Annotated in this window: 12 protein-coding genes and 1 pseudogene; 8 read left to right on the forward strand and 5 right to left on the reverse strand. The window is 39.0% G+C overall.

Going from position 1 to position 12,236, the window contains the following annotated elements:
- Positions 1-117: 117 nt before the first annotated feature.
- Entirely contained in the window at positions 118-2,400 is a 2,283-nt protein-coding gene (locus A9Q68_RS06660) for a Xaa-Pro dipeptidyl-peptidase (protein WP_071793909.1), read from the forward strand.
- A 30-nt stretch (positions 2,401-2,430) separates the two neighbouring features.
- Positions 2,431-2,766 (forward strand): hypothetical protein, encoded by a 336-nt coding sequence (locus A9Q68_RS06665; RefSeq protein ID WP_071793910.1) that lies wholly within the window; start codon positions 2,431-2,433, stop codon positions 2,764-2,766.
- 87 nt (positions 2,767-2,853) lie between these two features.
- Here the strand turns inward: A9Q68_RS06665 and A9Q68_RS06670 are convergent, their stop codons facing one another.
- Entirely contained in the window at positions 2,854-3,084 is a 231-nt protein-coding gene (locus A9Q68_RS06670; protein ID WP_071793911.1) for a helix-turn-helix domain-containing protein, read from the reverse strand.
- A 176-nt stretch (positions 3,085-3,260) separates the two neighbouring features.
- On the opposite strand from A9Q68_RS06670, the gene A9Q68_RS06675 reads away from it, so the two are divergent.
- Positions 3,261-3,605 carry a helix-turn-helix transcriptional regulator gene (locus A9Q68_RS06675; protein ID WP_071793912.1) on the forward strand — a complete coding sequence of 115 codons (345 nt, stop codon included), beginning with the start codon at positions 3,261-3,263 and terminating at the stop codon, positions 3,603-3,605.
- 43 nt (positions 3,606-3,648) lie between these two features.
- Here A9Q68_RS06675 and A9Q68_RS06680 read toward each other — a convergent pair whose 3' ends face one another.
- Entirely contained in the window at positions 3,649-4,572 is a 924-nt protein-coding gene (locus tag A9Q68_RS06680) for a LysR family transcriptional regulator (RefSeq protein WP_071793913.1), read from the reverse strand.
- Between the two features lie 159 nt (positions 4,573-4,731).
- Between A9Q68_RS06680 and A9Q68_RS06685 the strand changes: the two genes are divergently transcribed.
- From A9Q68_RS06685 to A9Q68_RS10580, 3 genes and pseudogenes are all read left to right on the forward strand, one after another.
- A complete protein-coding gene (locus A9Q68_RS06685; RefSeq protein WP_071793914.1) occupies positions 4,732-5,892 on the forward strand; it encodes an MFS transporter in 1,161 nt (386 codons plus the stop codon).
- A gap of 193 nt (positions 5,893-6,085) precedes the next feature.
- Positions 6,086-6,319: a hypothetical protein gene (locus A9Q68_RS10570; RefSeq protein WP_083426039.1), complete on the forward strand. Its 234-nt coding sequence runs from the start codon at positions 6,086-6,088 to the stop codon at positions 6,317-6,319.
- A 5-nt stretch (positions 6,320-6,324) separates the two neighbouring features.
- Positions 6,325-7,251 (forward strand): annotated as a pseudogene (locus tag A9Q68_RS10580) (MFS transporter).
- Between the two features lie 39 nt (positions 7,252-7,290).
- Here the strand turns inward: A9Q68_RS10580 and A9Q68_RS06695 are convergent.
- The 3 genes from A9Q68_RS06695 to A9Q68_RS06705 are packed head-to-tail and all read right to left on the reverse strand — an operon-like array spanning position 7,291 to position 9,432.
- Positions 7,291-8,727, reverse strand: coding sequence for a 6-phospho-beta-glucosidase (locus A9Q68_RS06695; RefSeq protein WP_071793915.1), 1,437 nt, complete (start codon positions 8,725-8,727; stop codon positions 7,291-7,293).
- A 22-nt stretch (positions 8,728-8,749) separates the two neighbouring features.
- Positions 8,750-9,091, reverse strand: a complete 342-nt coding sequence (locus tag A9Q68_RS06700; protein ID WP_071793916.1) for a Lin0368 family putative glycerol transporter subunit — start codon at positions 9,089-9,091, stop codon at positions 8,750-8,752.
- Complete coding sequence (locus A9Q68_RS06705; RefSeq protein WP_071793917.1) at positions 9,088-9,432, reverse strand: Lin0368 family putative glycerol transporter subunit; 345 nt, start codon at positions 9,430-9,432, stop codon at positions 9,088-9,090. Before A9Q68_RS06705 ends, A9Q68_RS06700 begins: the two co-directional genes overlap by 4 nt.
- Before the next feature lie 172 nt (positions 9,433-9,604).
- On the opposite strand from A9Q68_RS06705, the gene A9Q68_RS06710 reads away from it, so the two are divergent.
- Positions 9,605-10,486 (forward strand): MurR/RpiR family transcriptional regulator, encoded by an 882-nt coding sequence (locus A9Q68_RS06710; protein WP_071793918.1) that lies wholly within the window; start codon positions 9,605-9,607, stop codon positions 10,484-10,486.
- Between the two features lie 97 nt (positions 10,487-10,583).
- A complete protein-coding gene (locus A9Q68_RS06715) occupies positions 10,584-12,221 on the forward strand; it encodes a phosphoenolpyruvate carboxykinase (ATP) (protein WP_071793919.1) in 1,638 nt (545 codons plus the stop codon).
- The last annotated feature ends 15 nt before the right edge of the window (positions 12,222-12,236 follow it).

Genomic DNA, 12,236 nt, shown 5'->3' on the forward strand with positions numbered 1-12,236 from the left:
ATGAAAGCCTCCAAATTTTTTATAGTTTAGACAAGTACCATTTTATCAAGTATAATAGACAATGTAAAGTTATTAAAAAAATTAAAACGTTTACTTTATAGAAAGAATGGATAGCCCATGAAATACAATCAATTCTCTTATATCAAAACAAATGCTCAAGAAGCCTTAAAAGATTTAGAAAATCTAGGTTTTACTTTTACAAATTTAGACACACCAAAAGCCCTTTTTAAACGTTTTTTAGACCACTATTATTTTCATCACAGTGACAAAGACTATCCGCTTAGCCTCTTGTTGGCTGATCAGAACCGAGATTTAGAAACTTTTTTCAAATCAGAAGACAGCTTAACTGAGCCTATCTTCCAATTGGTAGCCTTACAGCTACTAGGTTTTGTTCCAAACTTTGATTTTCAAGACGCCCAAGAATTTAGCCAAAAAATTAATTTACCCGTCCAATATCAGGAAGAGGACTTTATTCTTAGCATCCACCAACTCTTATCCTGCCGCAACAAAACAGGGATGACCTTGGTAGAAGATTTGATTAGCCAAGGTATTCTAGCTCAGGATAATGACTACCATTTCTTTAACGGGAAAAGCTTAGCCACCTTTAATAGCCATGAGCTGATTAAAGAAATTGTTTATGTGGAAGCACCAATTGATACGGATCTAGATGGTCAAAGAGACTTGGTTAAAGTTAATATTCTCAGACCAAAAACAGCCCACAAAATCCCCGTGATGATGACTGCAAGTCCATATCACCAAGGGGTCAATGAAGTGGCTAACGACAAGAAACTTTATAAAATGGAAGGGAACCTAGCTGTTAAGGATAGCGGGAAAATCCATGTGGAAGACCGCCACATTACGACAATTGATCAAGAAAAGCTTGATTTGCCTACGGCTCCTGCTAGCGAAACTTTCGCCTACATCAACTCTTATGGCCTCAATGACTACTTCTTAGCGCGTGGATTTGCCAACATCTATGTCTCTGGCGTCGGTACAGCAGGTTCGGAAGGCTTCATGACTTCCGGCGATTACCTGCAAGTGGAAAGCTTCAAGGCCGTTATTGATTGGTTGAATGGCAAAGCACCTGCATATAGTAGCCATAAACGTGAAACTCTGGTCGAAGCTGACTGGACCAATGGCAAAGTAGCAACTACCGGTAAATCCTATTTGGGCACCATGTCAACAGGTTTAGCCACCACAGGGGTTGAGGGACTGGAAGTGATCATCGCAGAAGCTGCCATCTCCTCATGGTACGACTACTACCGTGAAAACGGATTAATCTGTAGCCCAGGCGGATACCCAGGCGAAGACCTGGATGTTTTGACTGAATTAACCTATTCCCGCTCTTTGTTAGCCGGCGACTATTTAAAAACTAAAGACAAATACCAAGAACTTCTAGATCATCAGTCTGCTGCTCTTGACCGTGCAAGTGGCGACTACAACCAATTCTGGCATGACCGCAATTATCTACCAAATACCAACAAGGTCACTTGTGAGGTAGTTTTCACCCATGGTCTTCAAGACTGGAATGTCAAACCCCGTCAGGTTTATCAAATCTTTAATGCTTTACCTAAGACGGTCAATAAGCATGCCTTTCTCCATCATGGTCAACACGTTTACATGCATAACTGGCAATCCATTGACTTTAAAGAAAGCATGAATGCTCTTCTTAGCCAAAAATTACTTGGTCTCGACAACCAGTTCCAACTTCCAATCCTCATTTGGCAGGACAACCAGAAAGAACAATCCTGGCAAGTCCTTGACCAATTTGGAGCAAGTGGACGCCATAACCTTTCTTTTGGAGAAGGACAAAAAACCATTAACAATCATTACACTGAAGATAGATTTGCGGCATTTGGCAAGGACTTCCGGGTCTTCAAGAAAGATTTATTCTCTGGGAAAGCCAACGCCCTTGCGCTAGAGTTCAAGCTAGGTCAAGATGTTCACCTTAACGGGGAAATTTGCTTACATTTGCGCCTCAAATCCTCCGTCAACAAAGGCATCCTTTCTGCTCAGCTATTGGACAAGGGTCCTAAAAAACGCCTAGGAGATACGCCAGCAGTTATTGACCTTAGGGTTATTGATAATGGTCAGAACTTCGCGCGTGAGGATCTCAAAGAGTTACCGATGAGCATGAGTTCTGAGCGGGTAGTTGCCAAAGGCGTCCTTAATTTGCAAAACCGTGAGGATCTTATGGAGATCAAAACTATTGAACCGGATCAATGGATGACTTTTGATTTTTACTTGCAACCAAGTATTTATCGCTTTAAAGAAGGTGATACTCTTGAGCTCTTGCTTTACACAACGGACTTTGAGCATACTGTCCGTGATAATAGTGATTACCAATTAGTCATTGACTGTGAGCAATCTTCTATGGAATTCCCAGTAGAAACCTTATAATAGAAAAAAACAGCCTTTTAAGGAGACGAAATGAAATCTTTTGCACAAGAAAACTACGGTAACAGCCACCATTTTTGGTATCAAGTTGATACCACTCAAAGCCACGAATATGGAGCAATTTTCAATCACCAAACAGACTGGTTAGCAAGCCTGGTGACTGTCATCAAAGAAGATCTAAATAAATTTCCAATCGAAGATGACTTCTACTGGTATTTCGGTCAAAGTCTTGAAACAATGCCGCTGATGATTCGTTTCAAAGAAGGCAACTATGAGCTTCAAACAAACCTCAAAGATTTCGATTTTGCCCTTCATTTGGATGCTATCAATGAATGGAAAGCAGAATTCCAAAAACAATTAAAATCCTAAATAGTCAAAAAGCTTGCCTGCTGGCAAGCTTTTTTGATAGAAAGGGAAGAGAGAAAATAAGAACACTAAAGTGAGAAGTTAAGGCTATTAACAAGAGTATTTCGCAAAAACCGAAGTTTCTCCTAAAAAAATATCGTCCACACTGACCTCTAAAATAGTCGCAATCATACTCAAGGTTTCATACTTAGCCCTTCGCAGCATGGTCACATCTTTTTCATAGCGAGCAATAGTTCTGATAGAAATGCCTGTTTGAAAGGCTAATTCTTCCTGAGTTAATTGACGAGATTTGCGAATTTCCTTTAAACTCCTTTTAGTCATTGTATTCCTCCTAAACTTTTGATTAAATTTAAATGGTATTTATATTATAAACTTCGGAAATAACGAAGTCAAGAAATTTCTGCTTTTTCTGTCTATTTTTTTATCAAGCCTTTTGAAAAGCGGACATTTATGGTATGATAGGGGTAATAACCTGACAAAGGAGTCCGATTTCGATTATGAGAAAATCTTTTTTAGCGAGCAATATTAAATACTTAAGATTAAAAAAAGGTATGACTCAATTAGATCTAGCTCATTTGCTAGGTCGAAAAGGGACTTCGACCATTAGTGAATGGGAAAAAGGAAAATACGGACCAAAAAAAGAAACCTTACATCTCCTAACTGTCATCTTTAAAATAAGTCTTGATGACCTCCTGTATCGTGACCTCACTACTTATCCCCTATCAAGCCAACAAGAATCTGCAGAAGAAATATCTTATATTTCAGAAAATCTACCTCCTACTCTCAAGGAACAATGGATTGCTATGGGCACTGAGCTGTTAAACAAAAAAGATATTGAGTAAAAAAAGCATCAGCATTGAGGGAATCTAAAAGCTGATGCTTTTCTTATGCTTTTTTAGGACAGTGATTCTCTGGATTCTGGTAGTCGATTAAGTAGACCTTTAAACTGTCCAAGAAGAGTTCTGCGGCTGGAGAAAGAACCTTGCCATTTTTCCAAACCAAATATTGTTCAGTTTCTAGTTTTGGCTCCAATGGTATAAAGACCAAGTTATCATTACTCAACAAATGGTCAAAGCATAAGAGATAACCCATGCCTTCTTGGACCATAAAATTAGCATTGTAAACCAAATTAAAGGTGGAAATAATATTTAAGTTGGCAAACTGTTTACCGAACCATGCTCTAACTTTATTATTACTATCGCTACTTAGATAGGTTCGGCGAGGAATGATCAGCGGTAGCTTTTTGATATCTTTCATTTCAATTTTCTGCTTTTGCGCAAGCTCATCTGTCTTTGGTAGAACTAACCCCCACTGATCCTTAGTTGGTAATTTAAGATAATCATAATTTTGATTGATTTGAGGATAGGTGAGGAGGGCGAAATCAAGCAAGCCTTTTTCTAAGCGGAGCAGGATTTCCTCTGCATCAGCTGAATAGAGGTGATAATGAAGACCTGGGAAATCCGCCTGCAATTCCTTGGCTAATTTTGCGATTTGAGCAAAGGTTTTAGTCTCGCCACCGCCAATATAAATATCACCCTGAACCAAATCGGTTAGGTCCAAGAATTCTTTTTCCGTTTGTTCGACCATGGTTATAATTTCTTGGGCACGACTTTGTAAGAGCAAGCCCTCAGGAGTTAAAGAAATCCCTCTTTTTTTATGTCGGATAAATAATTGCTTCCCCAATTCTTCTTCAAGTTCTTTCAGTTGTCTAGAGATAGTTGGTTGGGTAATGTGTAAGCTATTTGCTGCACGGGAGATACTCCCCTCATTAATAACTGTTAAAAAATAGTGAAGAACTCTAATTTCCATATTTTCCTCTTTTAACTTTTGATATTTGTTATGCTTATTTAGTATAATATCATATTTAATAAAAGCATTTGCTATTTAAGCGTTTACAATTTATGATTAAATAAGTAACTCTTTCTAGCCCTAAGTAGTATTTATAGATAAAGATGAATGAGGAGAAATATGGAAACACATAAGCGTTTAACCAAACCAACACTTTTTATTTTTACATTAATGAATTTTGTCCTAGCCATGTCTTCCTTTCTATTTAATGGTATTTTAGACCAAGTGGCGCAACAATTAACTATTCCAATTTCAGAGACTGGACTTCTTAATTCAGCCTATGCTTATGGAGCAGGTCTAGGGGTTCCCATTACTTTGGTCCTATTTCGAAAATTTGAAAGAACAAGCATGCTTAAAATAATGCTAGCCTTAACTATTCTGGCTAGTATTTGGATGATTTTCACCACTTCCTTTGAACAATTACTCTTAATCCGTTTTCTGACTGGTGTCACAGGTAATGGCTATGGGGTCTTAGCGATGGGAACCGTCGCTGCTTTGACTCCACCTGAAAAATTAGGCTCAACCCTTGCCAAACTGATCATGGGGGCTTCATTAGCTTTGGTAATTGGAATGCCCTTAACACGAATGCTATCACAGTATTTTAACTGGCAGGTTGATTATCTTTTCCTCATTGTTTTGATGATTATTGCCTTCATCTACTTCTTGAATTTTTTACCAAGCGTTAAATCAAATCAAAATGATATCAATTTCAAATCGGAATTAGCTCTCCTCAAGAACAAGGAAACTCTTTTCGTACTCTTTAGTTCACTAATCACATTTATCGGTTATGGATCACTCTTTACTTATGTGACACCTTACCTATTAGAACTTTTCCCAAATGTTGACCATATCCTCAGTTATTATTTAATTATCATGGGCCTATCCTGCTTCTCTGGAAATTTATTTGGTGGCTATATGTCAGACCGAATTGGCTTCAAAAAAGCCCTTCTTATGGGAACAGCCTCTCAAATTTTGCTAACAGCTTTGATTTTTGCCTTCCAAAAACAAATGTGGGTGACCTTAATCCTGATTCTCCTTTGGCAATTCATGGGCTGGTTTGTCGGTCTCCAATTAAACACTGGTATCAATATTACAACCCAAAACAAATCTAGCTTCATCCTTAGTCTCAACAGTTCAAATATTCAGCTAGGCCAAGCTTTTGGTTTAAGCATCGCTGTTTTCATCATCAAAAGTTTTGGTATTCAAAGTCTCAGCTTACTAACCCTATCCTCAGCAGTACTCATACTCCTAATTTCAACAGTCTTAAAAGAAAGAGCCTAAAAGAAGCCTTCAACAGAAGGCTTTTTTAGCTATTATAGTTTTAGAATTACTTGATATTAGAAACATTTTTTGCAAAAACCCTCAATTGATATTGCTATTTCCCTATAAAGTCGCTATCAATAAATTGGCAAAAGATTCTATTTGATTTGCTGAAAAATACGAATTTGAAGATAAGACAAAAAGAGGTATAGAATTGGAATCACAACATACACTTAGCAAGATGACACTTACTGTCTTCATCATCATGAACTTTGTCCTTGCTATGTCCGCCTTTTTATTTAATGGGATTTTAGACCAAGTAGCCAAACAAATGCAGATTCCGCTAGCTGAAACCGGCTTTCTCAACTCGGCCTATGCCTATGGAGCAGGCTTCGGAGTCCCATCACCTTATTCGTTTTCCGCAAAATCGAAAGAACCAAAATCTTAAAAATCATGCTTCTGCTGACAATCGTCGCTAGCATCTGGATGCTGATGGCCAGAAGTTTTGAAGAACTGCTTTTGATCCGTTTCCTGACGGGAATTACCGGCAACAGTTTCTGGGTGCTGGCATTAGGCACCTTCGCTATCTTATCACCACCAGAAAAACTGGGTTCAACCCTGGCAAAATTATTAATGGGAGCGTCCATGTCACTTGTCATCGGTATGCCCCTAACCCGCTTGCTGTCGCACTACTTTGATTAGAAAATCGATTATGCCTTCCTAGTCTTTTTAATGCTTCTCTCCTTACTCTATTTAATCCGACACCTGTCACCACTGGAAAAGAGTGACAATGATGAAGAAGTCAATTTCAAGACCGAACTCCAACTCTTAAAAAACAAGGAAATACTTTTCGTCCTCTTTAGTTCATTAATAATCTTTTTTGGCTATGGAGCCCTCTTTACCTATATTACACCCTACTTATTGAAACTTTTCCCACAGGTTAATAGTTTCCTCAGTATCTACCTGATTATTAAGGGGATTGGTTGCTTTGTCGGCAATCTTTTTGCAGGTTATGTTTGCGATAAAATTGGTTATAAAAAAGCTCTCTTAATAGGTACTAGTACACAAGCCTTACTAACTGGACTTTTGTACCTCTTCCACCATGTCATGTGGATAACACTGATTCTAGTCTTTCTCTTTGAATTTATGGGCTGGTATAAAGATCTCCAATTAAATTCTGGCATTGCCACAACAAACGAAAACAAATCCAGTTTCATCCTTAGCCTCAACAGCTCCAATATCCAATTAGGCCAAGTCTTTGGCTTAAGTATTGCCGTTATCGTCATTAAAGATTTTGGCATTCATTCCTTAACCCTACTAACACTGGCGACTACACTACTTGTGCTTACGATCAGTCTGATTTTGAAAGAAAAATCTTAAAGCAAAAAGCCTTCCACACGGAAGGCTTTTTGCTTTATATTAAAGGATTTCCCCATTACTTGCTGTGACTTGTTTGTACCAGTCATAAGAGTCTTTTTTGCTCCGTTCAAGGGTTCCTGAACCGTCATTATTACGGTCAACATAGATGAAACCATAACGTTTTTTCATTTCTCCTGTTGTAAATGAAATACAGTCGATACAGCCCCAAGGAGTATAACCAATCAAGTCAACGCCATCTTCATTGATGGCTTTTTCCATTTCTTGGATATGTGATTTCAAGTAATCAATGCGGTATGGGTCATGAACTGAACCATCTTCTTCTTTGATATCGATGGCACCAAAGCCATTTTCCACAATAAAGAGTGGTAATTCATAGCGTTCGTAGAATTGATTCAAGGCATAGCGCATGCCGACTGGATCAATTGCCCAACCCCAATCAGATTCTTTGATAAATGGGTTCTTAACATTGTATGGGTTAGAGGCTTCAATTGTTTTTGATAAATCAGCCATTTCTTTTTGAGAATCAACAACGTTAGTCATATAGTAAGAGAAACCAATGTAATCCACTTTACCATTTGCCAAAATTTCTTTGTCTTCTTCAGTGATGCCAACTTTGAATCCTTTACGTTCAAACATCTTCAAGGCGTAAGCTGGATAGTGTCCACGCACTTGCACATCACAGAAGAACCAGCGGTCATGCATGGCTTGGTTAGCCAGCAAGACGTCCTCAGGACGGCAAGAAAATGGGTAAATTGGTACCATAGAGATCATGTTACCGATTTGGAAATCTGGGTTAATCTCTTTTCCGATTTTAACAGCAAGGGCTGATGCTAATAGGGTATGGTGTCCACAGATATACATAGCTTCTTCGGGATTCTCATAGTCACCAAAATGCGCCCCTGAATTGGTCCAACCAAAGATATCATTATGATAATTCATTTGGTTGTTGATTTCATTGAAAGTCATCCAGTACTTGACTTTATCCTTGTAGCGGCGGAATACCACTTCGGCAAACTTAACAAAGAGGTCCACTGTCTTACGGCTCATAAAGCCACCATATTCTTTGGCAATATGGTATGGCATTTCAAAGTGAGAGAGGGTAATCACCGGCTCGATGCCATATTTCAAGAGTTCATCAAACATGTCATCATAAAATTGCAAGCCTTCTTCGTTTGGCTCAGCTTCATCTCCATTTGGGAAAATACGTGTCCAAGCAATTGAGGTACGGAAACATTTGAAGCCCAGGTCAGCAAACATGGCAATATCTTCTTTATAACGATGGTAGAAGTCAATACCAACATGGTTGGGGTAATAATTACCTTCCACGACACCGTCAGTAATCACGCGCGGAACCCCATGGGCGCCAGCAGTCATAACATCTGCTACACTTAGCCCTTTAGATGTTTCAAGAACACCGCCTTCAAATTGATGGGCTGCTAGAGCGCCACCCCATAAAAAATTCTTTGGAAAAGTCATCTTTTCTCCTCTTTCCTATTTATTAAAACAATATATGAATCACAATACCAGCAAGACAACCGCCAATCAGCATTGCCCCTAGATTGTGAAGATGAACCTTGAGACCTAGCCCACGGAATAGACCGTAAGCAAAGAGACCAATCGCTGTGGCATAACCCATATCGATAAAGACTGATGAGCCCTGATGGATTAAGGGATTAGCCATACCATGATTTAAAAACCAGATGGGTCCGATAATGATAAATGCTGCTAAGAAACCACCTTTTGCGCCAAAATGATCAACCATCTTCCCCCAAACCATTAAGATGGTAAAGGGTAAAAGAAAGCCACCCAGAAGGGTCGTTAAAAATTGAAAGACTGTCATTTTTCAGCTCCTTCAATTTTCCAATAAAACCAACCAGCTAAGATAGCACCAATGATTATTGCTAAAAAAGTTGGTAGAGCGGCCAAGGATTCTGAAAAACTAGCATTCAAAGCTGTTTTAACTAAAACAGAAGTTGCAATGGCTCCCCCCATATCAAGAGCTAAATGCTTGCCCTGACTAATAAAGCCTTTATAGTGGCAGATAAACCAGGTTGGGCCAATAACAAGAGCTCCAGCAATGAAACCGGCATAGGGACCAAATGGTGTCGCTAATAAGGGCCAGAAGATATTAATCATCATTGCCGCAAAAAAATAGGCTAAAATGCTCCGCAAAAACGTCATTGTTGATTGGAATCTCCTTCTACCTCAAAAACCAATTATTTCGAGTTACTCTAATAATAGCATTTGTTATAATAGATGATAAGATACCAGGACAATTTTGAACCACTGTTCACAAATTTTCCCCAAAAGAAGCAGAAAAATTGAAACCATGTTTCAAAAAAAGGAAGAGCATATGTTTTTAATCGAAAAGTTAGAATTACAGTCATTTTCACCAAGTGAACAAGAGGTAGTGGATTTTATCTTGAAGGAAGGCGACAACATCAACGACCTGTCCGTCGGAAAAATTGCCGAAGCTACTTTTACCTCCAAATCGAGTCTGGTGAGAATTGCCAAAAAATTAGGTTACTCCGGCTGGACTGACTTCAAAAAAGCCTACTTGGAAGAGCTCAACTACTTGCGTCAACAAGCCGACGCCCAAGATGCCAACCTGCCCTTTTCTAAAAGCGATCATAATTTGGAGATTGCTAGTAAAATCGCTAAGCTGAAAAAGGAAGCCATTGATGAAACCTTGTCGCTCTTGAAAAACAAGGAGCTAAACCAGGCTGTCGCCTACATGACAGCCGCCTCCACGGTGCACATCTTCGCAGCCAGCAATAATTTGCATAATGCGCGTGAATTCGCCCATAACATGAAACGGCTGCAAAAAGACGTGCAAATCCATGACCTCCATGGGGAAGTTCACTTTGATGCCCTCCTAGCCAAAGAAGACTCCTGTGCCATCATCATTTCATACTCGGGTGGAACTGCCAGTCTGATGAAGATTGCGGAAACTCTAAAGAAAAAGAGAATCCCCATTATTGCTCTAACCAGTCTGGGTGAAAACCCATTGCAAGCTCTAGCAGACCTGACGCTTCGCCTATCAACTAAAGAAAAACTCTACTCAAAAATAGGAACCTACGCAACGGATGCTTCCATCACTTATCTATTAGACATCCTCTACTCCATCTATTTCCGCCAAGATTACGATGCCAACCTAGCCTTCCGCCAAATAACCTCCCAACAAATTGAAACCGAACGCTTTGCTTATTCTCGGATTACAGAGGAAGAGAGATAAGCTTAAAGTGTTCCTAAACTGTTTCTATGATAACTCACTATTGTTGTAAGCCTTTTCATTTGATAGAATGAATATAATAAATCAAAGGAGAAAGCCTATGGCAACATTAAACCGTTTCGAAAAAGAAACTATCCGTCAAGACAATCCCCAATTTTCAATGCTAAAAACGCTTATTGAAACTGCCTTTTATGGCAACAATGTTCAAGCCATTGACAATTTGGATCAGGCCTATCAACTAGCGTCCTCGGCACCAAATACTATTATCTTAGATCAAATCATTACTAAAGCTCAAGAACTAGGACTAGCTGAAGATACCCGAGTCCTAGTAGCTAACGGTGGTGCAGTTGTTGGAAGGACTGCTAAAGCCAGACGTCTTTGGGGGCAGGATAGTGAAGAAGACAAAAAAATAGCTGCTATTTTACGTGAGGAACTATACCAATCTAGCTTTCTCCCTTTTATTTCCGGAAAAGCCGTCGTAGGCTTAGATCAACAATTCATGATGCAGGCCAACATTATGATGCCTAAAAGCGAAAGTAATAATATGTATTCTTGGCTATTAAACTTTCAAATTCTTAATAATGACTATTTGAAACTGCTTCAAAGTTCGCAAAGATATGAAGAAAATGATATATACATTTATTTTAATCCAGATTGGTCCCATGAAGACTATCCTGATGGCTTAGCTTATTTTGATAAAGATCACAATGTCGCAGCAATTTTAGGCTTAAATTACTTTGGTGAAATCAAAAAAGCAACCTTGACTTTAGCCTGGGCAAGCGCAGCTCGTAATGACTATGTCGCCTGTCATGGTGGCCTAAAAGAATTCAAAACTAACAAAGAAACTTATGTAGCATCATTCTTTGGATTATCAGGTTCCGGCAAATCAACTCTGACACATGCCAAACACGATTGTAAATATCCAATTCAAGTCCTACACGATGATGCCTTCATTATTTCTAATAAAGACGGTTCCTCAGTAGCATTGGAACCTGCCTATTTTGATAAAACCAGTGACTACCCAGCAGGTCATCCTGAACAGGACTATTTCTTAACTGTTCAAAATTGTGGTGTCACTTTAGACAGTGATGGTCATAAAGTTTTGGTCACAGAGGATATCCGTAATGGCAATGGCCGAACGGTTAAATCTCGCTTTTCTACTCCTGACCGTGTCGATTGCGTCCATGACCCAATTTCTGCTATCTATTGGATCATGAAAGATGACTCCTTACCACCATTAGTCAAGGTTACAGACCCAGTCATGGCTTCAGCTTTAGGTTGCACCTTAATGACAAAGCGTTCAAACGCCGAAAACTCTGCTGGTGACTTAGGGACATTAGTTATCGAGCCATATGCTAACCCTTTCCGAATTTATCCACTGCAAGAAGACTTCGAGAAATTCTATCAGCTATTTGCATCCGGAGTCGACTGCTACATTATCAATACAGGAGACTATTTAAATCAAAATATTGGCAAAGAAACAACTCTTTCCTGCATTGAAGTAGTGATTGATCAGACAGCTCATTTCCAAGATTTTGACAAATTGCCGGGCTTCTCATATTTAGATATAGAGGACTTTGTTGTCGACGAAAACAATACTGACTACCTAACTTTACTGGCAGAAAGAATGCGTTTCCGTTTATCATATTTGGAAAAACTAGCTGAGGATAATAAAGATAATGCTATCATTTCTGAAAGTGTCAAAAAGTTCCAAGATATTGTCAGAATTTTAAACTAACAAAAAATGCTAAGT

The organism is Streptococcus bovimastitidis, assembly GCF_001885095.1.
Lineage (GTDB): Bacteria > Bacillota > Bacilli > Lactobacillales > Streptococcaceae > Streptococcus > Streptococcus bovimastitidis.